Source organism: Nonomuraea sp. NPDC000554 (assembly GCF_040300065.1).
Classification (GTDB): domain Bacteria; phylum Actinomycetota; class Actinomycetes; order Streptosporangiales; family Streptosporangiaceae; genus Nonomuraea.
Genome location: NZ_JBEPDC010000025.1, coordinates 92,057 through 118,294 on the forward strand (window position 1 = coordinate 92,057; position 26,238 = coordinate 118,294).

17 protein-coding genes are annotated in these 26,238 nt (G+C 71.6%); 7 read left to right on the plus strand and 10 right to left on the minus strand.

What is annotated here, in order from left to right; genetic code table 11:
• Window positions 1–7: 7 nt before the first annotated feature.
• The 9 genes from ABT294_RS37080 to ABT294_RS37120 all read right to left on the minus strand — a co-directional run bounded on the left by ABT294_RS37080 (window position 8) and on the right by ABT294_RS37120 (window position 10,365).
• Window positions 8–1,291, minus strand: coding sequence for a cytochrome ubiquinol oxidase subunit I (locus tag ABT294_RS37080; RefSeq protein WP_350811071.1), 1,284 nt, complete (start codon window positions 1,289–1,291; stop codon window positions 8–10).
• A 2-nt stretch (window positions 1,292–1,293) separates the two neighbouring features.
• Window positions 1,294–2,745, minus strand: a complete 1,452-nt coding sequence (locus tag ABT294_RS37085) for a class I adenylate-forming enzyme family protein (RefSeq protein WP_350811072.1) — start codon at window positions 2,743–2,745, stop codon at window positions 1,294–1,296.
• Entirely contained in the window at window positions 2,742–3,818 is a 1,077-nt protein-coding gene (locus tag ABT294_RS37090; RefSeq protein WP_350811073.1) for a sugar phosphate nucleotidyltransferase, read from the minus strand. The genes ABT294_RS37085 and ABT294_RS37090 overlap by 4 nt, the downstream gene beginning before the upstream one ends.
• A gap of 36 nt (window positions 3,819–3,854) precedes the next feature.
• A complete protein-coding gene (locus ABT294_RS37095) occupies window positions 3,855–4,670 on the minus strand; it encodes an AfsR/SARP family transcriptional regulator (RefSeq protein ID WP_350811074.1) in 816 nt (271 codons plus the stop codon).
• 300 nt (window positions 4,671–4,970) lie between these two features.
• On the minus strand, window positions 4,971–5,615 hold the full coding sequence (gene gntA, locus ABT294_RS37100) for a guanitoxin biosynthesis heme-dependent pre-guanitoxin N-hydroxylase GntA (protein WP_350811075.1): 645 nt from the start codon (window positions 5,613–5,615) through the stop codon (window positions 4,971–4,973).
• Window positions 5,616–5,631: 16 nt separating this feature from the next.
• Window positions 5,632–7,071 (minus strand): acyl-CoA carboxylase subunit beta, encoded by a 1,440-nt coding sequence (locus tag ABT294_RS37105; RefSeq protein WP_350811076.1) that lies wholly within the window; start codon window positions 7,069–7,071, stop codon window positions 5,632–5,634.
• Entirely contained in the window at window positions 7,068–7,823 is a 756-nt protein-coding gene (locus ABT294_RS37110; RefSeq protein WP_350811077.1) for a hypothetical protein, read from the minus strand. The genes ABT294_RS37105 and ABT294_RS37110 overlap by 4 nt, the downstream gene beginning before the upstream one ends.
• The gene (fabI, locus tag ABT294_RS37115; RefSeq protein ID WP_350811078.1) at window positions 7,807–8,574 is read right to left on the minus strand and encodes an enoyl-ACP reductase FabI; all 768 of its coding nucleotides are present in this window, start codon (window positions 8,572–8,574) and stop codon (window positions 7,807–7,809) included. Before fabI ends, ABT294_RS37110 begins: the two co-directional genes overlap by 17 nt.
• A gap of 12 nt (window positions 8,575–8,586) precedes the next feature.
• Window positions 8,587–10,365: an NAD(P)/FAD-dependent oxidoreductase gene (locus ABT294_RS37120; RefSeq protein WP_350811079.1), complete on the minus strand. Its 1,779-nt coding sequence runs from the start codon at window positions 10,363–10,365 to the stop codon at window positions 8,587–8,589.
• A gap of 148 nt (window positions 10,366–10,513) precedes the next feature.
• Here ABT294_RS37120 and ABT294_RS37125 point away from each other — a divergent pair, with 148 nt between their 5' ends.
• The 7 genes from ABT294_RS37125 (at window position 10,514) to ABT294_RS37155 (ending at window position 23,317) form a co-directional block, all read left to right on the plus strand.
• The gene (locus tag ABT294_RS37125; RefSeq protein ID WP_350811080.1) at window positions 10,514–11,728 is read left to right on the plus strand and encodes an MFS transporter; all 1,215 of its coding nucleotides are present in this window, start codon (window positions 10,514–10,516) and stop codon (window positions 11,726–11,728) included.
• A 122-nt stretch (window positions 11,729–11,850) separates the two neighbouring features.
• On the plus strand, window positions 11,851–16,416 hold the full coding sequence (locus ABT294_RS37130; RefSeq protein WP_350811081.1) for a type I polyketide synthase: 4,566 nt from the start codon (window positions 11,851–11,853) through the stop codon (window positions 16,414–16,416).
• A gap of 4 nt (window positions 16,417–16,420) precedes the next feature.
• Window positions 16,421–19,108, plus strand: a complete 2,688-nt coding sequence (locus ABT294_RS37135) for an aldehyde dehydrogenase family protein (protein ID WP_350811082.1) — start codon at window positions 16,421–16,423, stop codon at window positions 19,106–19,108.
• On the plus strand, window positions 19,105–20,778 hold the full coding sequence (locus ABT294_RS37140) for a thiamine pyrophosphate-binding protein (RefSeq protein WP_350811083.1): 1,674 nt from the start codon (window positions 19,105–19,107) through the stop codon (window positions 20,776–20,778). The genes ABT294_RS37135 and ABT294_RS37140 overlap by 4 nt, the downstream gene beginning before the upstream one ends.
• Entirely contained in the window at window positions 20,778–22,022 is a 1,245-nt protein-coding gene (gene fabF, locus ABT294_RS37145) for a beta-ketoacyl-ACP synthase II (RefSeq protein ID WP_350811084.1), read from the plus strand. The genes ABT294_RS37140 and fabF overlap by 1 nt, the downstream gene beginning before the upstream one ends.
• Window positions 22,023–22,057: 35 nt before the next feature.
• On the plus strand, window positions 22,058–22,312 hold the full coding sequence (locus ABT294_RS37150) for an acyl carrier protein (protein ID WP_350811085.1): 255 nt from the start codon (window positions 22,058–22,060) through the stop codon (window positions 22,310–22,312).
• A gap of 75 nt (window positions 22,313–22,387) precedes the next feature.
• Window positions 22,388–23,317, plus strand: a complete 930-nt coding sequence (locus tag ABT294_RS37155; RefSeq protein ID WP_350811086.1) for an acyl-ACP desaturase — start codon at window positions 22,388–22,390, stop codon at window positions 23,315–23,317.
• A 188-nt stretch (window positions 23,318–23,505) separates the two neighbouring features.
• On the opposite strand, the gene ABT294_RS37160 is transcribed toward ABT294_RS37155, so the two are convergent.
• The gene (locus ABT294_RS37160) at window positions 23,506–26,190 is read right to left on the minus strand and encodes a LuxR C-terminal-related transcriptional regulator (protein WP_350811087.1); all 2,685 of its coding nucleotides are present in this window, start codon (window positions 26,188–26,190) and stop codon (window positions 23,506–23,508) included.
• Window positions 26,191–26,238 lie beyond the last annotated feature (48 nt).

Here is a 26,238-nt window from a genome sequence, read left to right on the forward strand (position 1 = left end):
GTCGTCCCTAGAGGTGGAGGGCCATGGCGGGTTCCGGGCTCGGCGGCCCCGCGGGCGATCCGAGATCGGTGTCGCGCGGCCCGCGGTGGGCGTACCGCGCGATGAGACACCAGTTGGTGACGGCCAGGGCGGACAGCAGCACGGTGAAGCCGATGAGGGAGGCCAGCATGGTTCCGGCTCCCACGGGCGAGCGGGCCTGGGAGGTGAGCAGCTCGCCGTAGACGGCCCACGGCTGCCTGCCCACCTCGCGGACGAGCCAGCCCAGGGTGGACGCGACGAACGGGATCGGCACGATGGCCATCACGACCAGCGCCGCGCCGCGCGAGCGGGCGAGCACGTCGCGGATCAGGAACGCCGCGCCGAGCAGCGAGAAGACCACGATGAAGAACGCCGAGGTCATCATGATGTCGTAGGCGTTGGCGATCCAGCCGGGCGGGGCGTAGTCGCCGGGCCCGAACCGCGCGGCCATCATCGCCTGCACCTGGTCCACGGTGTAGTGCCCGCGGTCCTCCGGGAGCAGCACGTCGTGCAGCACCGCCATCTTCATCGGCTGGGCCAGGTGCAGCGCGGGGATCTGCCGGAACCCGGACTCGGCGTTGACGATGCCGAACGGCACCGCGACGGCCAGCCCCGCGCGTGCCGAGCTGAGGAAGAACGGCACCTCCTTGGTGCGCCTGAAGAACTGGTAGGCGCTGACCCCGGCGACGAAGCCCCCTCCGGCGACCAGCGCCGCCGCGATGATGTGCCACATGGCGTTGATGGCGTTGGAGTTGGTGAGCAGCGCCGCGACGTCGGTCAGGTACGCCACGCCGTCTCTGACCTGGTGGCCCACCGGGTGATGCATGAACCCGTTCGCCACCAGCACGAAGTACGTGGACGCGTACGCGGTCGCGGTGACCAGCCAGAACAGCAGCATGTGGAGCACCTTGGGCAGCCGCCCCCACCCGAAGATCCACATTCCGAGGAGGGTGGACTCGGTGAAGAAGGCGATGAGGGTCTCCATCGCCAGCGGCGCGCCGAAGACGTTGCCGGAGAAGGCCGACAGGCCGCTCCACGACAGCCCGAACTGGAACTCCATGACCAGCCCGGTGGCGATGCCGAGCGCGTAGTTCACCACGTAGATCTGGCCCCAGAACCTGGTCATGCGCTCGAACCTGGGGTTGCCGCCGATGACGTGGCGCGCCTGCATGTACGCGATGATCGGGGCCAGCCCGAGCGTCAGCAGCACGAATAACCAGTGGAACCCCACGGTGATCGCGAACTGTAACCGCGCCAGTATCTCGACGTCCATGCTCAGCCTGCCCTCGATCCGTCGTCCCGGGAACGCGTGCGGTTCTTGAGGATCGCGGCCGCCTGCTCCCTGAGCGCGGCCGTGTCGACCTTGCCGTTGCGGTTGACGGGGAACTCGGCGACGGTCACCACGGCGTTGGGCCGCTCGTAGGAGGCCAGCGACTCGCGGAACCTGCTCCGCCAGACCCGTTCGTCGTGGACGGTGTCCTGCACGAAGAAGACCAGCACCGCTCCTGACCTGTCGTCGTCCAGCGCGATGACCTTGACGGGCGCGCCGCACTCCTCTGCCCTGCGTTCGAGGTACTCAGGGTAGAGCGTGTGGCCCAGCCGGTGCACCGCGTTCATCCGGCCGAAGACGTGGAGCACGCCCTCCTCGTCCAGCCGGCCGAGGTCGCGGGTCTTGAACCAGGGGCCCTGGAACGGGGTGAGGCCGCCGTCGGGGCGCAGGTAGCCTTCCAGCCGTCCTGCGGTGCGCACCTCGATCTCGCCGGGCGAGCCCGCGGGCACGGGCGTGCCGTCCTCGTCCACGACGCGCACGTCCACGCCCGGCAGCGGGTTGCCGCAGCCCTCGGTCAGGTTCGGGAGCGTGAGCGCGATGTTGCCCGTCTCGGTCATGCCGTAGCCGTCGAGCAGGGGGTGCCCGGTCGCCTGGTGGAAGCGCTCGGCCAGGGGCCGGTTCAGCGGCGCGCCGCCGACGCACCACATGCGCACCTCGCGGAGGCTCTCCAGGAGGGCGGGCGTGCGGGCGGCCAGGGTGAGCATGCCGTGGTAGGTCGGCGGCGTGCCGTCGACGACCGTGGCGCCCGCCCCCGCCACCGCCGCCAGCGCCGGCTCCAGCCTGCGGTAGGGGGCGACGAGCAGGCCGCAGCCGGTCAGCCACCAGATCAGCAGCAGCGACATGCCGTACTGGTGGGAGAAGGGCAGCAGGGGGGCGAGCACGTCGTCGGGCCGGTAGCCCATGTACGTGCCGGTGACGCGGGAGTTCTCCAGCACGGCGTGGCCGGACTTCACGACCGCCTTGGGTTCGCCGGTGGTGCCCGAGGACCACATGACGACGGCGTCCTTCCTGGCCTCCCAGCGGTCGAGCGAGATCGCCTCGTCGGGCGGCTCGGCCGGCGGCGGCCCGGCGGAGTCCAGGTCCAGCACGGACGGCTCCGGCAGCGGGATGCGGTCGGCCGTCACCCCGGCGACCGCCCACCGCACCCCGGCGATGTCGATCATCCGGGTGAGCTGGCTCGACGTGAGCTGCGGGTCGGCCAGGACGATGGAGACGTCCAGGTGGCACAGGGCCAGCAGGGCCGAGACGAACCCCGCGGAGTTCTCCCCCGTCAGCAGCACCCGGTCACCCGCGCGCACCCCCTGCCCGGCGAGCCGCGCGGCCATGTCCAGCGCTTCCTTCTGCACAGCGTGCGGCCACAGCACGGCCCACGGCTGCTGCTCCTCCGGCTCGCTCATCGGACCACACCCGTCGGCAGGGCCACCTGGCTGCGGTCGCCGAGGATCAGCCGCGAGCCCGCGGGCTCCGCCCAGACCTGGGCGTCACGGCCGATCAGCGAGTTCCTGACGGGGCCCACCGCGCGCAGCGAGGCCCGCTCCAGCACGATGGAGTGCTCGATGGCGCTGGCCTGGATGTCGCAGTCGGCGCCGAGCGAGGTGTGCGGGCCGATCACGCTGTCGGTCACGGTGGTGCCGACGCCGACGACGGCGGGCCCGACCACGCGTGACCCCTTGATGGACGCGCCCGCGTCCACGAGGACGGGGCCGAGCAGCTCGCTGGCGTCGTCCACGTCGCCGAGCACCACGGGGTCGAGGCGGGAGAGGACCTCCCGGTTGCAGTCGAGCAGGTTGTCGACGCAGCCGAGGGTGTTCCAGTAGCCCTTGGTGGAGTAGGCGAGGACCGTGCCGCCGTTGGCGACCAGCCACGCCATGACGTCGGTGACCTCGCGATGCCTGCGCCAGTCCGGTGTGGTCGACAGGATGGCCTGGTGCACGCCGGGGTTGAAGACGTACGCGCCGACCAGGGTGCGGTCGAAGTACGGGTGCCCCTGTCCCTGCTTCAGCCCGGTCACGTGGCCGCGCCCGTCGACGGTGACGACGGTCTGCCGGCCGCCCCCGCCGGTGACGTCGCCGACCATGACCAGGGCCTCCGGCCTGTCGCTGCGCCGGAACTCCTCCACCAGCCGGGGGATGCCGTCGAGGATGACGCTGTCGTCCTGTAGGACGAGGAAGTCGTCGCCGTCCAGGTAGTCCCTGGCGATCAGCACGCCGTGCCCGAGGCCCAGCTGGGCGTCCTGGCGGATGTAGGTCACGTCGAGGCCGAAGGCGGCGCCGGTGCCGACGGCGTCGCGGACCGCCTTGTCTTCCTTCCCGACGACGATCGCGATCTCGGAGATGCCCGACTTCCTGATCGCCTCCAGGCCGAAGAACAGCACCGGCCGGTTGGCGACAGTCACGAGCTGTCTCTGTGTGGCGTGACCGAAGGGCCGCGGTCGCGTGCCCGTCCCGCCCACCAGGACAAGAGCCTTCACAGTCCTATCCCTTTCTCATCCGGTCAAGATCCGGGGTCACGCGACGCCGGCTGCCGCCGCGACGCCGCGCCCGCGCCTGCGGACGCCCGGACGGGCGCCCTGCGCGTGCAGCATCTGGTACTGCAGCTGCCGCAGCTCGCGCGAGGGCTCCAGGCCGAGCTCGCGGTCCAGGACGGCGTGCAGTTCCTGGTAGGCGCCGAGCGCCTCGTTGCGCCGGCCCACCTGGCACAGCGCCTCCATGAGGCGGCCGTGGAACCACTCGTTGAGCGGGTTGGTGGCGACCAGGAACCTCAGCTCGCCGATGAGGTCGCGGCCCCTGCCGATCTCCAGGTCGGCCTCGATGCGCATCTCCAGGGCGCGCAGCCGCGTCTCCTCCAGGTCGGCCAGGTACGCCTCCAGGACGCGGCCGGGGATGACGTCGGTGAGCGGGTGCCCGGACCAGAGGTCGAGGGCTTCGCGGAGCCTGTGAGACGCCTCCTCGGCCTTGCCCGTGTCGAGGAGGGCGCGGCCTTCCTGGACGAGCCGGCGGAAGCGGAACACGTCCACCTGCTCGGGGGCGACCTCGATGAGGTAGCCGGGCGGCCTGGTGATGAGGATCTCGTCGCCGGCGGGGAGTTCGGCCTCGTGGTCGAAGAACCTGCGCAGCTGGTACATGTAGGTCTGGACGGTGGTCAGCGCGCTCTTCGGCGGGGTGTCCCCCCACAGCTCCACCGTCAGCGAATCGACGTCGACGATCTGATTAGCGGAGAGCAGCAACAGGCCGAGAATTTGCCGTTGCCGTGCAGCGGTCAGTCTCCATACCCGGGTCTCGTCGGTGATTTCCAGCGGACCGAGCACTTTGAATTCGACCATCGGGCTAAACCCCAATCTCGGACCGACTCCGGTCGCGGTCAGACCCGAAGGTAGCCAGCTCGCAGTGGGGTCACAACAGAAATTCACCAAGGTCACCCCGGGCGAGCCGGAGGATTCGTCCGGGTATCGAAAGGAGTAGTCCCCGCAAAACCGTCCGATCCGGGCAAGCGAGTGGACAGGCTCACGGGCGTCCCGGATCACCAGGCCACCCGGCGTGCGACGGGGCCCGGACATGGCGCGGGCGAGGCCGCCGACGATCGGCTGGACCTCGCCCACCGGGTGCCTGCTCCCGGTCAAAACTCATTCTCCCTTCGGCTTGAACGGGCACTCCCAGGTGGGTTCGGTGAATCTGCCGCCGTAGTGCCGCGCCTCGTCCTTGTAGGTCACAAAACTCGGGTTCACCGACCCGTGGAACGCCCGTTCCCGAGTCCGGATCTTGCTCCGGAGTTTGAAGAACTTGATCCCCAGGGCGTTGAACTGGATATGCGAGTTGAAAACCAGCGTGGGTTTCTCGAATCGCCTGCTCGGCCGTGACGCGCCGTCGTGCAGGCCCACCACGAAGAACGGGTGGGAGCCCACCGAGTAGGCGAAGTCCGCCGACGCAGGGTCGGAGCTGTACTGGTCGTTCCACGGATGGGTCTTGCTGTCCTCGTCGTGCATCGCCTGCAGGTGGCGCCACACCAGGGCCTCGTACTCGTGCTCCGACAGGCCGAGCGGCCCCTCGAAGGTGGCGACGAACGAGGTGAAGCTGCGCGCCGACGGCTCGAAGGTCTCCAGGAACGCGAGCACGTCGCGGTGGTGGGCGAGGACCGAACCGGCCTCGCCCAGTTCCGCGTAGTGGTGGTGCACGATCGCTTTCTTGTGCAGCGCGGCACGAGCCCCGAGGCAGACGAAGTCGCCCTGCTCGATGAACCCGGCCAGGGCGCCGAAGACGTCGTCGTCCATGCCTGAAAGCTCCAGATCAGAGAGGGATGTTGCCGTGGGCGCCCCGCACGGGCGGGGAGGCGGCGATGGCCCGCGCGATCGCGCCCCGGGTCTCGTTCGTGGCGATCACCTCGTCCACCACGCCCAGCTCCACGGCCCGTCCGAGCCCGCCGATGGTCTCGTCGTGCTGCCTGGCCAGCTCTTCCTCCAGGGCCGCCGTCTCCTCGGGCGAGGCGCAGGCGGCCAGGCGGCGGCGGTGCAGGATGCGCACGGCCGCGACCGCGCCCATCACGGCGACCTCGGTGGTCGGCCAGGCGAAGACCCGCGTCGCGCCGAGGGCGCGGGAGTTCATCGCGATGTAGGCGCCGCCGTACGCCTTGCGCGTCACGAGCGTCACCCGCGGCACCGACGCCTCGGCGAAGGCGTGCAGCAGCTTCGCGCCGCGCCGTACGACGCCGTCCCACTCCTGGCCCACGCCGGGCAGGTAGCCGGGGACGTCCACGATGACGACGAGGGGCACCCCGAACGCGTCGCACATGCGTACGAAGCGGGCGGCCTTCTCGGCGGAGGTCGCGTTGAGGCACCCGCCGAGCCGCATCGGGTTGTTGGCGATCACCCCGATGGTCCGGCCGCCCAGCCGGCCCAGCGTGGTCACGACGTTCGGCGCCCACTTGGCGTGCAGCTCCATGCCGGGCCCGTCGAGCAGGCCGTCGATGAGCGGCTGCACGGCGTAGGCCCGCTTGGCGCTCTCCGGGAGCAGGGCCGAGAAGTCCACCTCGGCGACCTCGCCGGGCGGGCCGCCCTGGTCGCCGAGCAGGGCGGTGATGGTCCTGGCCCGCTCGAACGCCTCCGCGTCGGTCTTGGTGGCGATGTGCACGACGCCGCTCTTGCGGGCGTGCGTGTCGGGGCCGCCGAGGGTGGCCATGTCGACGTCCTCGCCGGTGACGCTGCGGACCACGTCGGGCCCGGTGACGAAGATGCGGCCCTGGTCGGACATGATGACCAGGTCGGTCAGCGCCGGCCCGTAGGCGGCGCCGCCGGCGGCGGGGCCGAACACGACCGACAGCTGCGGCACGACCCCGGACGCGCGGGTCATGGCGGCGAAGACCGTGCCCACGGCGTGCAGCGAGCCCACGCCCTCGGCCAGCCTGGCGCCGCCCGAGTGCCACAGGCCCACGATCGGCAGGCCCCTGCGCACGGCGACGTCGTAGGCGTGCACGATGTGCTCGCAGCCGTCGGTGCCCATGGCGCCGCCCTGGACGCGCGGGTCGCTGGCGAACGCCACCGCCGTGACTCCCATGGCCTTGCCGATGCCGGCGAGGACGCCGCTGCGGTCGGCGGGGGCCAGGAGCGTCAGCGTCCCGGGGTCGAAGAACGAGGCGAGTCTCAGAAAGGGGTCTCTGGGGTCCGCGTCCCCAGCCTGCTCCACGACGGTGGAGAGCAGGCTGGAGCCACGGGTGTCGTCGAGCAGGGTCATGAACGCTGCCCTTCGGTTTCCAGGGCGTGCGCGGCGAGATCGGGCAGCGCGGGGGCGCGCCAGATCTGGACGCACGCCGAGATCAGCCAGACCGTGGGGAACAGCATGGCGAACAGCGGGTAGAGCACGCCGTAGCCGAGGTCGGTCACGCCGGTCGCGTACAGGTATCCGGCGGTCAGCACCGCGCCCGCGCCGCCGACGACGCCGAGCCAGCCGATCCACCGCGCGTACAGCCTGCTCACCAGCATGGCGGCGCCGTAGGCCAGCGGCGCGAGGCCGGCCACCAGCAGGACGCCGGTGATCTCGGTGGAGTACGCGGCCCTGGAGCTCGCGCTGAAGATCGCCTCCTGGACGCCCTTGCCGTCCCCTGCCTCCTGCCACACGCGGGTCAGGAAGGTGTGGACGTAGCCGTCACGCGAGTACGTGACGATCAGCAGGGCGACGCCGACGATGGACAGGCCGTTGCCCATCAGCGCCAGCGGCCTGGCCGGCGTGCCGGAGAAGGTCTCGCCGACGGTCAGTAGCCCGGCGAGCCGCAGCGAGGTGCCCACGGCGACCGCGAAGTGCAGCAGCGCCCACAGCGCGGGCGCCGAGGCGATGCCCGTCATGTAGTCGGACGCGGCCACGTCGGCGAACGGGTCCTGGATGCCCACCAGCACGGCCATGGCGCCCATGACGGCCAGCACGACGCCGGCGATCCCGGCCGCCGCGCCGATCCTGAACACGGCGCGTTTCTCAGTCGCCCATCGCATGGAAGCCTCCATCCACGTGGATCACCTCTCCGGTTGTGGCCGGGAACCAGTCGGACAGCAGGGCCGTGCAGGCCCTGGCCACCGGCTCGCAGTCGTCGGCCTTCCAGCCGAGCGCCGACCTGGCGTCCCAGCTCGCCTCGACGCCGGCGAAGCCGGGGATGCCTCGGGCCGCGACCGTCCGCAACGGGCCGGCGGCGACGAGGTTGACCCGGATGCCGCGCGGCCCGAGGTAGCGGGCCAGGTAGCGGGAGCAGGACTCCAGCCCGGCCTTGGCCACGCCCATCCAGTCGTAGTTCGCCCAGGAGACGGTGGCGTCGAAGTCCAGGCCCACCACGGAGCCGCCGCGCGGCATCAGCGGCGCGCAGGCCACGCTCAGCGCCTTGAGCGAGTAGGTGGAGACGTGGAACGCCGTCGAGACGTCCGGCCACGGCGTGTCCAGGAAGTTGCCGCCGAGCGCCGACTCGGGGGCGAACGCCACCGCGTGCAGCACCCCGTCGAGGCGGTCCACGTGCTCCGTGACCCGCTCGCCCAGGGTGGCGAGCTGGCCCTCGTCGGTCAGGTCCAGCTCGATCACGGGCGTGGCGGGGTCGGGCAGCCGCCGCGCGGTGCGCTGGACCAGGCTCATCCGGCCGAAGCCGGTCAGGACGACCTTGGCCCCCTCCTCCTGCGCGACCCTGGCCACGTGGAAGGCGATGGAGGCGTCGGTCAGGACACCGGTGATGAGCAGGTTCTTGCCTGTGAGCAGCCCCATCTCAGCCCGCTCTCAGCTCTCGGCGGGCGTGACCGTGACCACGCCCGTCCGCCAGAGCAGCTTGACCAGGTGGAGCTGGAGCTCGTTGAGGGTCTCGCGGAGGTCGCCGAAGCGCATCCCGCCCTGCTGGAGGCAGTCCCAGACGACCTTGCCGCCGTCGACCTCGTCGAAGCTGCGCACCTCGACGCCCGAGGCGGAACCCTCCACCGAGTAGCGGTGGCACGCCAGCGGCTGCGACAGGGGCGAGATCACCGCGTCGCCGTTGGCGACCGGGTCCTCCCAGTACTTGGTGAGGGCGGCCTGCTCCTCGGGCGACAGCTGGAACGGCGGCGGCGGGGCGAACCCCTTGAAGCCGGGGATGTCCAGGCCCAGGCTCTTCCTGATCGTGGCGCCGGGGGTCAGGCTGACGTGGTCGTCGTCGCCGATCTTCCCGGGGTCGGCCATGCCGTACGCCTTCATGTACGGGCCGTCCGCGTCCAGGTCGGCCTGCGTGCCGTCGGCGTCGGTGAGGACCCGCAGCAGGTCGGGCTCCATCGTCGTGCTGAGCAGGATCTGGAAGGTCTGCTCGCGGATGCCCGAGGTGACGTCCTGGCCGCGGGTGCGCCAGTAGATGCTGTCGGGGTTGCTCTTGCCGATGGCGTGGTACCACTGGTCGATCGAGAGCGAGAAGGACTCGGCGATGCCGTGCCACTCCATGTCGTAGTCGTGCCACAGGTCGCGCTTGTGCTGCTCGTCGATGCTCTCGTCGAAGGTCGCCTTGAGCACGGTCGCCGCCGACAGTCCGTGGTGCATGGCGAAGGCCACGCCCGAGGAGAACAGCGGGTCCACGAAGTAGGCGGCGTCGCCGACCAGGATCCAGCGCTCGTCGAAGTTGGCGAACTGGTCGTTGATCATGGAGTAGTTCGTGGCGGTCTGCATCTTGTCGGAGATCGGCGTGCCGTTCTTGACCAGCTCGCCGATCATCGGGATGTCCTTGATCGCGTTGGTGAACTGGTCGAGCTCGGTGAAGTCCTTGCCGGGCTCCTTGAGGATCGCCGGGATGGTCACGATGCCGACGGAGTGCGTCATCACGCGCTCGCCGTTGATGACCTTCGGAACCGGGATGTACCAGCACCAGCCGTCGGAGAAGGCCGAGCAGGCGATCGGCGACTGGCTCTTCTCGTGGAAGATGTTCCAGTCCTCCGGCATCTCGTACGCGTGCGTGGCGCCGGTGTAGTGCATCCAGATCGCGATGTTCTTGTACCCCGACAGGTAGCTGCGCTTCTTCTTGGAAGCGATGCTGTTGCGCCGGCCGGAGGCGTCGACGAAGTAGCCGCAGCGGATCTTGCGGCCGTCGTTGAAGGTGACCTCGCAGTCGTCGGCGAGCCGGTCGAAGGCCGAGATCGTGTACTCCTCGAACACGTTCGCGCCGCACTCGGCGGCGTGCTGGAGCAGCAGGTGGTCGAACTCGGACCGGTTGACGTGCGCGGCCCACCGCTGGACGCCGTCGGCCTGGTACGACTCGTGGTCGAAGAAGCCGACGCTGGGCGTACCGTCCCACTTGAAGATGCCGCCGAACTTCTTGACCTTGAACTCGCTGGACATCATCTTGTCCAGCGCGCCGATCTCCTCGAGGGCGGGCGTCGTGGGGTGCGCGAGCGACTCACCGATGTGCTCGCGCGGGAATTTCGCCTTGTCGAAAACGGCGACACTCAGATTCGAGGTCCGCGCCAATTGCGCGGCCAATGTCGAACCTGCCGGGCCGCCACCCATGATGACGACGTCGTAATAGTCGCTCAGCTCGTTGGCCATTGCATCCTCTTTCTCCGTGCGTCTGGAGCGGTGGGCCAAGCCCGCCGACGCAACAATCGCACGCAGGGCTGCCCGCGGAACCGAGGAGATTACCGAAGTCATTTGCTACGGCCTTAATACCGGCGCCGCCCGCGTGCACTGTTGACGGGTGGCAGACAACGATTTCAAGGCGCTACTCGCCCCGCCCGAGGCCCGCTGGTTCGTCCTGGCCGGGTTCGTCGGGCGGCTCCAGATGTCGATGCTCGGCATCGCCACGATCCTGCTGGTCACCTCGGCCACGGGTTCCTACGCCCTCGCCGGCGCCGTCGGCGCCACCATCCTCGTCTCCCAGGCGTTCGCCGCCCCCAGGGTCGGCAGGCTAGGCGACCGTTACGGGCAGGGACGGGTGCTCAGGCCCGTCGTGCTGCTCCACGTGCTCGGGCTGGCCGGCATCATGGCCGGTGTCGCGCTGGACGCGCCGTGGCTGCTGTTCCCGTCGGCCGTGTGCGCGGGCGTGGCCTTCCCGCCGCTCGGGCCGATGGTCCGGGCCCGCTGGGCCGCCAGGGTCGGGGGAACGCCCCTGCTCAAGGCCGCCCTGTCGATCGAGAGCGCGATCGACGAGGTCGTCTACATCATCGGCCCCGTGGTCGCCACCACGCTCGCCACCGCGGTGAACCCGGCCGTGGGGTTCCTCGCCGGGCTGGTGCTGACGGCGGTGGGCGGCCTGGCGTTCGCGGCCATGCGTCGTACGGAACCGGCGCCCGTGCCGGGCCGCCAGACCGGCCCCTCGCTGCTCAGGATCCCCGTGCTGCGGCTGACGCTGCTGTTCGCCCTGGCGCTCGGCGTCGTCCTCGGCTCAACCGAGATCTCCATGGTCGGCTTCGCCGAGCACCTGGGCGACACGGTGCTCGCGGGCCCGCTCGTCGCGGCGATGTCGGTCGGCAGCCTGATCACCGGCCTGTGGTACGGCTCGCGCCAGTGGCGTGCCCCGCTGCCCCAGCGCTTCCTGGCCTTCGCCGCCTGCCTGGCCGTCGGCCTGGTGCCGCTCACCCTGGTCGGCGGCGCGCCGCTGATGGCCGTCTGCTCGTTCGTCGCCGGATCGGCCATGGCGCCGACGCTGATCGTCGTCTACGAGATCGTCGAGACCGCGGTGCCTGGCCGGCGGAGCAGCGAGGCGTTCGGGTGGGTGCAGAGCGCGCTGGTGGTCGGCCTGGCCACCGGCGTGCAGCTCGCCGGCCAGGTGACCGACACCGTCGGCGCCCGGCAGGCCTTCCTGGTCACCGTGGCGGCGGGAGCGCTCGCGCTCGTCGTCGCCGCGCTGTCCAGGCGGGCCGTCCAGGACGCGCAGCCCGCCGCCGCACCGAAGGCCGAAGTACTTCGGTAATCCCCTCGGTGGAAAACGGCGGCGCCGGTGCGATGCTGCATTCAGCAAGTTCCAGAAAGCTGCGGAAAGCCGCAGAAAGCGATGACAAATTCTGCGACACGGCGACGCGAAGTAGGGACACCATGCGTGATATCGCGATAGTCGGTATGGGATGCCGTTTCCCCGGCGCAGGAAATATCCAGGAATATCTCCGGCTCCTGCTCGGCGGCGAACGCCGTTTCCATTCTGTGCCGGCGGAGCGCTGGGACCACGGCGTTTTCCACGACCCGGCCGAGGGCAGGGCGCCGCGTAAGGCGTACACCGACCAGGTCTCCTACCTGACGGGCATCGACCGCTTCGACGCCTCCTACTTCCGGATGCCGCCACGGCGGGTCCGCACGATGGACCCGCAGCAGCGGCTGATCCTGGACGTCACCCGCGACGCCATCCAGGACGCGGGCTGGGAGCGGCGCCCCTTCGACCGGGAGAACACCGGCGTCTACTTCGCGATGAGCACCGCCGACTTCATGTACCTCACCCCCAACCCGATGGACATGGAGCCCTGGTCGATCCCCGGCGAGCAGCTCAACATGGCGGCCACCAACGTCAGCCAGTTCTACGACCTCGCCGGGCCCAGCTTCACGGTCGACTCCTCCTGCTCCTCCGGGCTCGTCGCGCTGCACGAGGCCGTGGTGGCGCTGCGGTCGGGCGTGTGCACGGAGGCGCTCGTCGGCGGGGCCTACGTCAACCTCATCCCGCACAGCCTCATCGGCTTCTCCAAGGTGGGCGCGGTCTCCCGCGAGGGCGTGTGCAGGCCGTTCGACCACCGGGCCGACGGGTTCGTCCTCGGTGAGGGGGTCGGCGTCGTGGTGCTGCGCCCGCTGGAGGCCGCGGTGGCCGCGGGCGACCGCGTCTACGCGGTCATCCGGGGCATCGGCTGCTCCAACGACGGCACCACCGACGGGCCGATGACACCGCGCTCGCAGGGCCAGCGGCTCTCGCTGCGCCGCGCCTACGCCGACGCCGGGGTCGAGCCGGGCTCTGTCGGCTTCGTCGAGGCGCACGGGACCGCCACCACGGTCGGGGACCGGGTCGAGCTGGAGTCCCTCCAGCACGTCCGCTACGAGTCCGGACGGGAGCCGGAGACGGCCTACCTCGGCTCGGTCAAGGCGCTGATCGGCCACTCGCTGACCGCGTCCGGCATGGCGTCGCTGATCAAGACCGCGCTCGCGCTGCACCACGGCGTGATCCCCGCCCAGCCCGAGACCGTCCCCGGCCCCGAGGCCGACCCGGCGATCGCCGCGCTGCGCATCCCCGACTCCAACGTCCCCTGGCCGCGTGACGCCGCCGCCGCCCGCCGCGCCGGGATCAACTCCTTCGCGTTCGGCGGCACGAACGTGCACGTGGTGCTGGAGGAGGCCCCGGCCGCGCCTGAGCCCGTGCCGGCGCAGCCGCCCCGCGCCGAGCTGTTCCTGTTCTCCGGCGCGACGGTGGAGCTGCTGGCCGGCTACCTCGACGGGTTCGTCCAGCACCTGGCCGCGCAGCCCGAGCTGCCGCTGGCGTCGGTCGCCGCCACGCTCGCCCGGCGCGAGCTGCTCAAGGCGCGGCTCGCGGTCGTCGCGTCCGGCCACGACGAGCTCGCCGCGCTGCTGCGCACGGCCGCCGCGGCGCTGCGCGAAGGCAGGACGGGCGCGCTCGGCGACGGCATGTACGCCGCGGCGGCCCCCCTCGACGCGGGCCGGCGCGCCACCGCCCTCCTGTTCCCCGGCCAGGGCAGCCAGCGCCCCCACCTGCTGGGGGACCTGTACGAGCGCTTCGGCGGCTTCCGCGCCACGGCCGACGCCCTGGCCGCGGTCGCCCACGAGGGCTTCGGCGTTGACGTCCTGGAAAACGTATACGGCAAGGACGCCGACACCGACGCGGGCCGCGACCGAATCAGGGGAACCGACGTGTGCCAGCCGCTGCTCGGCGTGCTCGGCCTCGCCGCCGCCCGGCTCGCGATCTCCTGCGGGGTGACGCCCTCCGTCTCCCTCGGGCACAGCGTCGGCGAGTTCCCCGCCGCCGCCGTCGCCGGAGTGATGGACGACGCCGAGGCCGTCCGCGTGATGTCCGGGCGCGGAGCCGTCATGCGGCGGGCGGAGAACGGCGAAGGCGGCGGGATGCTGGTCGTCCAGGCCGCCGCCGACAAGGTGGCCGAGCTGTCGGAGGGGATCGCGGGCGTCTGGCCCGCCTGCTACAACACCCCCCGGCAGACGGTCGTCGCCGGAGAACCCGAGGGGCTGGCCGTGCTCGCCGAGCGCTGCGCCACGGCGCGGATCAGCGCCAGGCCGCTGGCGGTGTCCAACGCCTTCCATACCCCCCTGCTGGAAGGAGTCCGCGGAGACATCCGCAAGGATCTGGACCTCCGCGAGATCGGCCGCCCCTCGGCCGCGGCGTACGTGTCCTGCGTCAGCGGCCGGCAGGCCGAGGAGCCCGCCGAGCTGCGGAAGCTGTGGGAGGGGCACGCCTCCTCGCCGGTGCGCTTCGCCGACGCCACGCAGGCGGCCCACGAGCTGGGCGCGCGGGTCTTCGTCCAGGTGAGCGGCGGACGCTCGCTGCTGTCGATGGTCAAGCGGACGCTCGGCGAGCAGCAGGGCTGCCACTACGTCGCCCTGTCGGGTGACACGCCCGACGGCGGGCGGAGCTTCCTGTCGGGGCTGGGGCAGCTCGCGGTGCTCGGCGTCGAGGTGACGCTGCCGGAGGACGACGGGACGCGGGTCCTCACGAGCCTGCCGCCGTCGCCGCTGCTCCGCAAGGTCCACGCCCTGCCGCCCTTCCCGATGCCGTCCCCCCAGGCCGCTCCCGCCGCGCACCCGGGCGCGGGGCAGGCCGCCACGGCCGTGCGGTCATCCGCCGCCGGTCAGCCTGGGCAGCCCGACCCGGCCGTGCACGTCGGTGCCGTCCCAGGGCCGCACCAGGGGGCGCAGCCCCCTCCCCACCACCCGCTCCCAGCGGAGGAGAGTCATGTGAGCGAGATCGTCAGTCTGTTCCGTGAGCAGATCGCCCTGCTGCGCGCGGCCGGGGCCGGCGCGGGCTCCGTCCTGCCGCCCGCGACCGTCTCGACGGCCCAGCAGGCCCCGGTGCCGGTCCCTGTCGCCGCGCCGGCGACGGCCCCCGTGCCCGCGGCGGCTCCGGCGGGTGGGGACGCCGCCGTCAGGGAGAAGGTGTATGAGCAGATCGCCAGGATCGGCGCCTTCCCGATGGACCAGCTCAGCGGCCGGACCCTCCTCGTGGAGGAACTCGGCTTCGACTCGCTGATGATCACCGAGCTGTCCGCCGCGCTCCAGAAGGTGTGGCCGGAGCTGGTCGGCGGGCTGACCGGGCTGCCCAAGCGGCCGTCCATCGACCAGATCGTCGCCGCCGTGGCCACCGAGCTCGGCGTCCCGGTCACGCCCGCCGCCGCGCCGGCGCAGCCTCAGGCGGCGGCCCCTGAGGCGCCCGCGCGGCAGGTGGCCATGGAGGTGGGGCTCGAACAGTGGTCCGACCTGGTGGAACACCGGGAGATCATGAAGAGCTTCGGCCGCAACCCCTACTTCATCGACCACCAGGCCAACATCAGGGACACGACCGTCGTCGACGGCAGGGAACTGATCAGCTTCTCCAGCTACAACTACCTCGGCCTGTCCGGGCACCCGCGCGTCAACGAGGCGGTCCGCGAAGCCGTCGAGCGGTACGGCACGTCGGTCTCGGCCAGCCGGTTCCTGTCGGGCAACCGGCCGATCCACCACGAGCTGGAGCAGGAGCTGGCCGCCCTGCTCGGCACCGAGGACGCGCTCGTCCTGGTCAGCGGCCACGCCACCAACGTCTCGGTGATCGGGCACATCGTCGGCCCCGGCGACCTCATCGTCCACGACGAGCTGGCGCACGACAGCATCCTGCAGGGCTGCGCCCTGTCGGGCGCCACCCGCCGGCCCTTCGCGCACAACGACCCGGCCGCGCTGGACGACGTGCTGCGCCGCCACCGCCACCTGTACCGCAGGGCGCTGGTCGTCGTCGAGGGCGTCTACAGCATGGACGGCGACCTCGCCGACCTGCCCGCCATCATCGAGGTCAAGAACCGGCACGGCGCCGTCCTGCTGATCGACGAGGCCCACAGCCTCGGCACGGTCGGCAAGTCGGGCGGCGGCATCGGCGACCACTTCGGCGTGGACCGCTCGCAGGTGGAGCTCTGGTCGGGCACCCTGTCGAAGGCGGGGGCCAGCTGCGGCGGGTACGTCGCGGGGTCCCGCGAGGTCGTCGACTTCCTGAAGTACACCGTTCCCGGCTTCGTCTACAGCGTCGGGATGACCCCGCCGAACGCGGCGGCGGCGCTGGAAGCGCTGCGCGTGATGCGCGACGAGCCGGAGCGCCTGGAGCGGCTGCGCACCAACTCCGAGCTGTTCCTGAAGCTGGCCAAGAACGCCGGCATCGACACGGGCGTGAGCGCGGAGTCGCCGGTCGTCCCGTGCATCGTCGGTGACAACGAGCAGTGCCTGGCCCTCGCGAACAGGCTCTTCGACCGTGGCATCAGCGCCAATCCGATCCTCTACCCGGCGGTGCCGGAGGAGCTGGTGCGGCTGCGGTTCTTCGTCACCTCCGAGCACACCGCGGAGCAGATCGAACACACCATCAACGTCCTCGCCGAAGAGCTGAAGGGTCTGGCGGGCTCCACGCCCAAAAGGAACGGATGAGACTGTGGACTGGACTACCGGAAAAGTTATAACGCCCACCGCAACCTACACCTCGATCGAGATCGAGGAACTCGCCCTCGGCATGGCCGCGATCATCAGCGACAGCTCGGTGACCGCCGGCGACAGGGTCGTGATCAGCGCTGACAACTCCGCCGAGTACATCGCCGCGCTGCTGGCGCTGATGCACCTGGACTGCTCGATCGTCCTGGTGGACCACCGCGAGACGCTCGCGGAGCGGCGCAGGATGAGCGCGACCGCCAAGGCGCGGCTGCTCATCACCGACAACGACTTCGCCGACCTCACCGACCGCGTGCCGTCGCTGGCCGTGCACTCGCTCGCCGAGGAGGCCCGCCGCCGCAAGCCGGGGACGGAGTTCCTGTCCTTCTCCGCGTGGCACGCCCGCTCGGACGCTCTTGTCACCTGGTCGTCGGGTTCGACCGGGTCCGCCAAGGGCGTCGTCCGCTCGGGCCGGGCCTTCCTCAACGACCTGCAGCGCACCCGCGAGCGGATGGGCTACCGCCCGGACGACGTGCTGATGCCGCTGCTGCCGTTCTCCCACTTCTACGGGCTGACGCTGGCGATCCTGCAGTGGACGGTCGGCTGCTCGCTGGTGGTGGCGCCGCTGGAGCGGCTCGACCTGGCCGTGCGGCTGGCGGCCGTGGCGGGCGCGACCGTGATCGACGCGACGCCGTCCACGTACCACACCCTGCACGCGATGGCCCGGCGCAGGCCGGGCACCGTCAGGGAGCTGAGCTCCGTGCGGATGTTCTGCACCGGCGGGGCCCCGCTGCCGCCGGCGCTGAACGAGCGCTTCGGGCGGACGTTCAGCCGGCCGCTGCTCGACGGCTACGGCAGCAACGAGGCCGGCAACATCGCGCTGGCCAGCCCGGCGAACCCCGGAGGGTGCGGGCGCCCGCTCACCGACGTGGACGTGCGCATCCTGGACCGCGACGGCTCCCCGACCGGCCCCGGCCAGGTGGGCGAGATCTTCGTGGAGTCGCCGAGCCTGATGGCGGGCTACCTGGCGCAGGACGGCACCGTCACCCCGGTCGGCGCCGAGCCGTTCGCGACCGAAGACCTCGGCTACTGGACGCCCGAGGGCAACCTGGTGGTGATGGGGCGCAAGCACGCCGTCCAGCGCATGGGGCACAACCTCTACCTGGAGGCCATCGAGCGCAAGGCCGAGTTCTGCGGCCGTCCCGTGAAGATCGTCGCGGTGGACGACGAGCGTCAGGGCAGCCAGCTGGTCTTCTTCGTGGAGGACCAGAACGAGGCGTCGGCGTCGCACTGGCGCACCGCCATCTGCTCGCTGCTGCCCTCCTACGAGCACCCGAACAAGGTCGTCGTGCTGCCGTCGCTGCCGGTGAACGGCACGGGCAAGGTCGACGTCAGGAACCTGCGGCGGCTCGCGGAGAACGCCGTCTACCGGCCGGTCAGGCTGTGGCCGCGGCCCGCCGAGGAGGAGGACATCGCGCTGCCCGCCGGACTGGACAGGGTCCCGTTCGCCGAGCGGGTGGCCGCGCTGAAGGCGGTGGCGCACTTCTTGCGCACCGACCCCGGCGCCGTCCTGGCCGTGCTCACCGAGATCTCCGACTACAAGTCCGTCGAGGCGGAGATCGACGGGGCGCTGCACACGCTCGCCGGCGCCGTGGAGGAGGTCGTCCGCAACGAGCCGCCGAAGGTGGACCGGATGGCGGTCTTCATGTCCTCCAACGTCCTGCTGACGGCGTACGTGCTGTACCTGCTGGTGCCCGCGCTGTACACGGAGAGCGTCGTCGCCCGCCCGTCGACGCAGGTGGCCGCGCAGACCAGGCGGCTGCACGAGTTACTGGCGCCGGTGCACGGCCTGCCCATCGAGATGAGCTCGCTGAGCCAGCGCAAGTTCCGTGAGGGCCCGGTGGCGGAGGCGGACGTCGTCGTCTTCACCGGCACCTACCAGAACGCCGAGACCATCCGCGCCGACCTGCGCCCCGAGCAGATCTTCATGCTCTTCGGCCAGGGCGCCAACCCGTTCATCGTCGCCCCCGGCGCCGACATCGACGTGGCCTCCGAGGACGCCCTGCGCATCCGGATGCTCAACTCTGGGCAGGACTGCTTCGGCCCCGACGTCTTCTTCATCCACGAGTCCGACGCGCCCAGGTTCGTCGAGGCGCTGCTCAAGCGGCTCTCGACGCTGACCTTCGGCGACTACGACGACCCTGAGGCCGACTACGGGCCGATGTGCTACCCGAGCGCGATCGTCGAGGCGGCCGAGTTCCTTCAGGACAACACGGACCACATCATCTACGGCGGCCAGATCGACTTCCGCACCCGGCAGATCCAGCCGACCGTGCTGCTGCGCTCCGCCCGGGACGAGATGGCGCTCTCCGAGATCTTCGCGCCGCTGTTCAACCTCGTCACCTACAGCGACCTGTCGCAGGTGTACGAGAAGCTCGGCACCGGCTACTACCAGGACCGGGCCATGGGCGCGATGGTGTACGGCGACGCCCCCGAGCTCGTCGAGCACCTGCGCAAGCGGCACATGGTGGGCGTCGGCGAGACGCTGCTCGACATCGACAACGGCAACCTGCCCTTCGGCGGGCGCGGCATCATGGCCAACTACGTCGCCCACCGCAAGAAGCGGACGGCCAGGCCGCTGCTCATCTCCCAGATCGTGGCCGAGTACGCGGGCGACAGGGCGGGCCGGCCATGACCACGTACCCGAGTGCATGGCACGCGGCCGTCGACTTCGTCCAGGCGTGCGGCGTCGAGACCGTCTTCGGGCTGCCCGACGACGACCTCGTCCCGCTCAAGGCGATGGAGCCGACCGGCCTCAGGATGGTGCTCTGCCGCGACCAGCGCGCCGCCGCCTTCATGGCGGCGGGGCACGCGCTGACCTCCGGGCAGACCGCGGTCTGCGTCATCGGGAAGGGACCGGCCGCCGCCAACGTCGTCGGCGGCCTGGTCGAGGCCCGCTGCGGAGGCGCGCCGATGGTGGTGCTCGCGTCGGGCACCGCGGCCAAGGCGCGCGGTTCCGGGGCGTTCCAGGAGCTCGACCAGATGGCGATGATCGCCCCCGTGGTCAAGTGGGCGCACCGAGTCGACCACCCCGACCGCGTGGTCCCCGCCATCGAGCGGGCCTTCCTGGTCGCGGCCAACGGCGCGCCCGGGCCGGTCTACCTGGAGCTCCCCGCCGACCTGCTGGACGCCGAGGTGGTCCGCGACCGCCCGTGGCGGCTGCCGCGGGCGCACCGTCCCGGGCCCGACGCGCAGGCGGTGGAGGAGTCGCTGGCCGCGCTGCGGGCGGCCCGCCGGCCGGTGCTGCTGGTCGGCGGCGGGATGCGGCACAGGAACGCCGACGGCGGCGTGGAGCGGCTGGCCGAACGGCTCGGCGCGCCGATCTTCACCACCGCGTCGGGACGCGGCTGCGTCGATGAGGACCATCCGCTGTACTGCGGGCTGTCCGGCCTCTACGCCGCCGAGGAGACGCAGCCGCTGTGGGCCGGCGCCGACCTGGTGGTGGCCCTGGGCAGCAGGCTGGAGGAGACCGCCACGTACGGCCCGGGATTCGTCCCGCGCGGCGTCCGCGTCGTGCAGGTGAACCTGGAGCCGTCGGAGGTGTCGGCCGAATGGCCGGGGCCGGTGGTCGTCGGGGACGCCGGCGCGGCCGTGCGGGCGTGGCTGTCGGACCTGCCCGCGGACGGGCAAGGGGCGGATCCCGAGTGGACCGCCACCGCGAGGACCGGCCGCCGCGAAGCCGCCGACCGCGTCGCGGCGGAGCGGGACCGGGTGCGCGAGCTGCCCGGCATCCACCTCGCCGACCTGCTGCGCGTCATGGACGAGGTGCTGCCGGACAAGCGGATCCTGGTGCAGGAGAACGGCCTGCAGGACATGTGGACGTACTTCTACCCGCACTGGAGCTTCGGCGCGCAGGCCGGCTCGATCGTGCCGTCGGAGCAGACGAGCCTCGGCTTCGGCGCCGTCGCCGCGGCGGGGGTCAAGCTCGCCGCCCCCGACCACGCGGTGGCCGCCTTCGTCGGCGACGGCGCCTTCGGCAAGCTGGGCGCCGACCTCGACGTCCTGATCGACGAGGGCATCGGCGTCCTGTACGTGGTGCTGGACAACGGCGGCTACGGCTGGCTGCAGGCCCAGCTCGAGCACGGCAGCCAGGACTCGCGGTTCAGGTTCGTCCGCGACCTCGGCGTGACCGGCGGCGCCAGACCCGGCCTGCACCACGTCGTGGTGGACGACAAGAGCCGGCTGGACAAGGAGCTGCGGCTGGCGGCCGAGGCCTGCGCCGCGGGCCGGGTGGCCGTCGTCGAGATACCGGTGCGGCTCGAGGACGTGCCCGCCGATCTCACCGAGATGGAGGGAGAACACTGATGAGAACCTACGGACGGCGTGTCGTCATCACCGGGCAGGGCGTCATCTCGCCGGTCGGGTTGAGCGTCAACGACTTCTGGGACTCGCTGATGGCCGGCCGCAGCGGCGTGGGGCCGATCCAGTCCTTCGACGCGAGCGAGCTGCCTGTGCAGATCGCCGGCGAGGTGACCGGGTTCGACCCGCTCGACTACATGGTCCGGACGGTGAGCCGCCGCATCGACAAGTACGCGCAGTTCGCCGTCGCGGCGGCCATGCAGGCGGTCGAGAACTCCAAGATCATTATTGACGAGGCCAACACGCACCGGGTCGGCGTCCTCATCGGCTCGGGGTACGGCCCCACCGCGCTGGTCCAGTCGGGCACGCTGACGCTGGACCAGCGCGGCCACCGCGGCCTGGCGCCGTGGTTGTCGGCGGCCACCTCGATCGACTGCGCCGCGGGCGAGGTCGCCCTCAGGCTGGGCGCCACCGGCCCGTCCGGCGCGGTCAGCACGGCCTGCGCGTCGGGCACCTCGGCGGTCGGTGAGGCCATGCGGATGATCCAGCGCGGCGACGTGGACGCGGTCATCGCCGGCGGCGCCGACAACTCGATCACCTCCTTCGACATCGGCTCGACCGCGATGTCCAGGGCGCTGTCGCGCCGCAACGACGACCCGCAGCGGGCCAGCCGCCCCTTCGACAAGAACAGGGACGGGTTCGTCATGGCCGCGGGCGCGGGCGCCCTCGTCCTGGAGGACGCGCACTCGGCCGAGCGCCGTGGCGCGCCGATCCTCGCCGAGGTCGTCGGCTACGGCGCGACCAGCGACGCCTACCACCCCACCGCGCCGCACCCGGAGGGGCTGGGCGCCCGCAGGGCCATGCAACTCGCCCTGGACGACGCGGGCATCCCCGCCTCCGAGGTGAACCACATCAACGCCCACGGCACGAGCACCGTGCTGAACGACAGGACGGAGGCCGCGGCGATCCGCAAGGTGTTCGGCGCCCACGCCGAGAACATCCCGATCTCCGGGGTGAAGTCCATGACCGGGCACATGATCGGCGCCGCGGGAGCGGTCGAGCTGATCGCGACCGTCCAGGCGATCCTCACCGGCCACGTGCCGCCGACCATCAACTGCGACGACCCCGAGGACACCGGGCTGAACTTCGTCCCCCACAAGCCCCAGCAGCACGACGTCAGGGTGGCGGTGAGCAACTCGTTCGGCTTCGCCGGGCACAACGCCACCCTCGTCGTGCGGCGCTACGAGTGAATCCACTGATCGCAAACAACCGCAGGGAGAAAGAGATGAGCAAGGAAAGACTGCTGTCGGAGTTCGCCGAGATCGTCAGCGAGGTCGTCGGCCTGCCGGTCGGCGAGGTGCAGCCGGACAGCCACCTCCGTGACGACCTGGACATCGACTCGCTGTCGATGGTGGAGATCATGGTCGCCGTCGAGGAGAAGTTCGGCGTGGCGACCCCCGACGAGATCGCGGCCGACCTGGAGACGGTCGGCGCCGTCCTCGACCACATCGAGCAGAACCAGTCGGTGGGCGTGGCCTGACCCGGACGGCGGCGGGGACCACGTCCCCGCCGCCCCGGACCCCTGTGAAGCTCCGACCAGCTGAAGGAGGAAACGGTGGAGCACGAGCAGAGCGTGAACCTGCTGCGGGAGCTGGAGCCGGTCGTGGCCGAGAACATGGACCGCCACCTCAAGGTGGTCCGTGACTGGCATCCGCACGACTACGTGCCCTGGAGCCAGGGTCGCGACTTCGCGCTCCTCGGAGGCGAGGACTGGCGGCCCGAGGACACCAAGATCGACCCTGTGGCCCGCGCCTCGCTGATCGTGAACCTGCTGACGGAGGACAACCTGCCCGCCTACCACCACAACCTCGTCACCGCCCTCGGGCCTGACGGCGCGTGGGGGCAGTGGATCTACCGCTGGACGGCGGAAGAGGCCAGGCACGCCATGACGCTGCGCGACTACCTCGTGGTGACGCGCGCCGTGGACCCCGTGGACCTGGAACGCCGCCGCATGCAGCTGATGTCGTCGGGGCCCGCCCGCGAGCCCGTCGAGCTGCTGCCGAACGTGGTGTACACGGCGCTGCAGGAGCTCGCCACCCGGCTGTCGCACCGCAACACCGGCACGGCCACCGGGGACCCGATCGGCGAGCAGCTCCTGGCCCGTATCGCCGCCGACGAGAACCTGCACATGCTCTTCTACCGGAACCTGGTCGGCGCGGCGCTGGATCTGGCCCCCGACGAGACGATGGCGGCCATCACGGACGTCGTGCAGAACTTCGAGATGCCGGGGGCCGGGCAGCCGGGCTTCCGCCGCATGGCCGTGATGATCGCCCAGGGCGGCATCTACGACCTGCGGCTGCACCTGGACAAGGTCATCATGCCGATCCTGCGGCACTGGCAGGTCTTCGAGCGCACCGGCCTGTCCCCCCGCGGAGAGGCGGCGCGGGAGGAGCTCGCGTCGTTCCTCGGGCAGCTCGACGTCCAGGCGAGCCGCTTCGTCGAGCGCCGCGACGAGCGCAACGCGGCGGTCCTCAGCCGGGCCTGACGGACGGGCCGCCGCCCGCGACGCGGCGGCCCACAACCGCACCCGACGGACGGGCCGCCGCCCGCGACGCGGCGGCCCACAGCCGCACCTGACGCGTGAGCCGCCGCCCGGCAAGGCGGCGGCGCCCAACCGGCCCCGTAGAGCGCCACCGCCCCCTCCCCCGAAGAGCGGGACGCCGGCGGCGGCGTTCAGCCGGCTTTGACCAGCTCGGCCCGGTTGGAGACGTTCAGCTTCCGGTAGATGCTCGTCAGGTGCAGCTCGACCGTCCGCTGCGAGACGAACAGCAGCTGCGCGATCTCCCTGTTCTTCTTCCCGTCCACGACCAGCTCGGCGACCCTGATCTCGGCGGGCGTCAGCGAGTCCCACCCCGTCTGCGCCCGCCTGCGCGGGCGTGCGCCGTGCTTGAGCAGCTCGGCGTGCGCGTGGTCGGCGAGCGCGGTGCCGCCGCAGTGCTGGCCGAGGTCCAGCCCGCGCCGCAGCATGTCGCGGGCCTCGACCTCCTGGTTCGCGTCCGCGAGCGCGGTGCCGAGACCGACGACGCTGCGGCCCAGCTCCAGCGCGGCGGGCGACCGCTCCAGGATCTCGACGGACTCACGCAGCATCGCCACCCGCCTGTCCGGGTCGGACGTGAGCATGGCCAGGGCCCTCAGGCTGATGCCGAGGGACCTCCCCGCCGGCCACGACCGGGCGGCCCGGACCTGCTCGCGCGCCAGGGCCAGCGCCCGCTCCCGCTCGCCGAGCCGGTCCAGGGCGATCGCCGCGTGCGAGCGCCAGTCGCTGACCGCCGGGTTGGACACCCCCCAGCGGGCCAGCCGCTCACCGCAGGCGAGCAGGTCGTCGACCCCCGCCCGGACGTGCCCGCACGCGATCCGCAGCCGCCCCCTGCTGCCGAGCAGGTGGTTGTACCGCCAGGTGAGCGGCAGCTCGTTGGGCAGCCCGGCCTGCCGCAGCAGCTCGTCGGCCTGCTCGTGCTCGCCGCGCTCCAGGAGCACGTCGATGAGCACCCCGAGATGATGGAAGATCATCGGCTCGGGCAGCCCGTCGGCGACGGCGTCGACCGCGGTGCGCGCGGCGGCCTCCGCCTGCCCGACGTCCCCTCTGCGCAGCGCGGCGTGCGACCTGATCGCGGCCAGCTCGGGCACCTGGACGGGCGGCGCGTGCTGCTCGGCGTCGAGCAGGTGCCGTTCGACCGTGTCGAGCCGGTCGGCGTACAGCAGCGGCAGCAGGCCGAAGCTGGTCACCAGCGAGCCCGCCTCGATCAGCCGGTCGGTCGCGAGCGCCGCCCCGGCCTCGGCCGCCGACCGGTCGAGGTCGTCGCCCGCCCAGGCCAGCCGGGCCGCCAGCGCCGCCCGGGTGCCGCCGTCGTCGGCGGCCGTGATCGGCTCCTGGGGCCGCGACCCGCTCAGCATGCTCAGGATCAGCCGGTAGCCTCGCAGCCGCTCGCTGAGCGGCGGGTCGAGCCGGTCGATCAGCTCGACGTGCTCGTCCAGCACGGCGATCGCGCCGTCGAGGTCGCCCAGCGCCGCCGTGGCGAGCGCGAGATGCTGCCCGATGAGCGCGTGCTCCGCCGCCGTCCTGACCCCGGTGCTGGCGTTCCTGAGGTGCTTGATCGAGGCGTGGTGGTCGTGCCCGCTGAGCGCGACGCCCAGCTGCAGCGTCAGCTTCACCCGGTGCGCGGGCGAGAGCGAGTTGCTGATCGCCCGCTGCATGCAGGCCGTGGCCTGCTCCAGGTAGCCCATCGAGGTGAGCCGGACGGCCACGTCGCAGAGCAGGTCGGTGATCTCCGGGGCGGTGGTGGGGCCGGTGGCGAGCAGGTGCCGTCCGGTGAGCGGCGCGTCGGCGTCCCGCGCGGCCAGGAGCTTCGCGGCGGCGAGGTGGTAGCGGTTGCGCTCCTCGGCGCGCATGCAGCGGTACAGCGCCGTGCGCACGATCGGGTGGACGAACGCGATGGTGCCTCCGGCGCGCAGCAGGCCCAGCTCGGTGAGCGACTGGATGGTGTTGGCGCACTCCGTGTCCTCGATGCCGCACAGCTCCTTGACCAGGGTCGGCCTGGCGTCGCCGTCGAGGACGGCGAGGACCTGGGCGACGGTCAGCGAATGGGCCGAGTGGCGGGTGAGCCTGTCGGAGATGTAGCGCGCGATGCGCGGCGGCGCCAGCCCGGGGAGCAGCCCCGCGGACTCGTCGTCGGTGCCGATGCCCTCCAGGTTGAGCTGGCGGGCCAGGTCGTGCGCGAACCGCGGGTTGCCGCCCGTCAGCCGCCAGCACAGCGCGGTGAACTGCGGGCTGGCCGGCGTCGGCCGGTACCTGTCCAGGAGGCGGCCGACCTCTTCCTGACCCAGCGGGTTCAGGTGGATCTCGGTGTGGTTGAGCGTGTTGCGCAGCTCGTCATAGGCCTGCCGCGACGCAGGCAGCTCCCCTATCGGGACGGAAACCACCAGCAGTACCGGGATGCTGGATAACCTCCGCGCCAGGTGAGCCAGCCAGCCGAGCGAAAGGTCGTCGACGCGGTGCACGTCGTCGACGACGAGCACCAGCGGCCCCTCCTCGGTGACCTGGCGGACCTGCTCGTACAGGACGGCGTACACATCGTCCCTCCCGGAGTCCGGAACGGGTGGCGGCTGCTGCAGTTGGAGGAGCTCGCACACGGCGCCGAGGACGGGCTGCGGGCGCCGGCGACCGCCGGAGGCGAACAGCACCCGGAGCCGTTTCCGCCTGGTGGCGGCGACCACATGGTTGAGCAGGGCGGTCTTCCCCGATCCCGCCCCTCCTTCGACGATCACCACAGCGGAGCGGCTCTCCTCCACGTCGCCGATGAGCCTGTCCAGCAGCTCGATCTCGGGCCCTCGGCCGAGCAGGGGCTGTGGGTCCTGCATGGCTTCCCCCATCTTCAACGGGCGCTTGTCGGCCAGTATCGCGACGGC

Bases quoted from the DNA above. Each gene is read 5' to 3' on its own strand.
- ABT294_RS37080 (WP_350811071.1), bottom strand. From the start codon at position 1,291: ATGGACGTCGAGATACTGGCGCGGTTACAGTTCGCGATCACCGTGGGG.
- ABT294_RS37105 (WP_350811076.1), bottom strand. From the start codon at position 7,071: ATGACCCTGCTCGACGACACCCGTGGCTCCAGCCTGCTCTCCACCGTC.
- ABT294_RS37130 (WP_350811081.1), top strand. From the start codon at position 11,851: ATGCGTGATATCGCGATAGTCGGTATGGGATGCCGTTTCCCCGGCGCA.
- ABT294_RS37160 (WP_350811087.1), bottom strand. From the start codon at position 26,190: ATGCAGGACCCACAGCCCCTGCTCGGCCGAGGGCCCGAGATCGAGCTG.
- ABT294_RS37110 (WP_350811077.1), bottom strand. From the start codon at position 7,823: ATGCGATGGGCGACTGAGAAACGCGCCGTGTTCAGGATCGGCGCGGCG.
- fabF (WP_350811084.1), top strand. From the start codon at position 20,778: ATGAGAACCTACGGACGGCGTGTCGTCATCACCGGGCAGGGCGTCATC.
- fabI (WP_350811078.1), bottom strand. From the start codon at position 8,574: ATGGGGCTGCTCACAGGCAAGAACCTGCTCATCACCGGTGTCCTGACC.
- ABT294_RS37120 (WP_350811079.1), bottom strand. From the start codon at position 10,365: ATGGCCAACGAGCTGAGCGACTATTACGACGTCGTCATCATGGGTGGC.
- ABT294_RS37095 (WP_350811074.1), bottom strand. From the start codon at position 4,670: ATGGTCGAATTCAAAGTGCTCGGTCCGCTGGAAATCACCGACGAGACC.
- gntA (WP_350811075.1), bottom strand. From the start codon at position 5,615: ATGGACGACGACGTCTTCGGCGCCCTGGCCGGGTTCATCGAGCAGGGC.
- ABT294_RS37085 (WP_350811072.1), bottom strand. From the start codon at position 2,745: ATGAGCGAGCCGGAGGAGCAGCAGCCGTGGGCCGTGCTGTGGCCGCAC.
- ABT294_RS37150 (WP_350811085.1), top strand. From the start codon at position 22,058: ATGAGCAAGGAAAGACTGCTGTCGGAGTTCGCCGAGATCGTCAGCGAG.
- ABT294_RS37140 (WP_350811083.1), top strand. From the start codon at position 19,105: ATGACCACGTACCCGAGTGCATGGCACGCGGCCGTCGACTTCGTCCAG.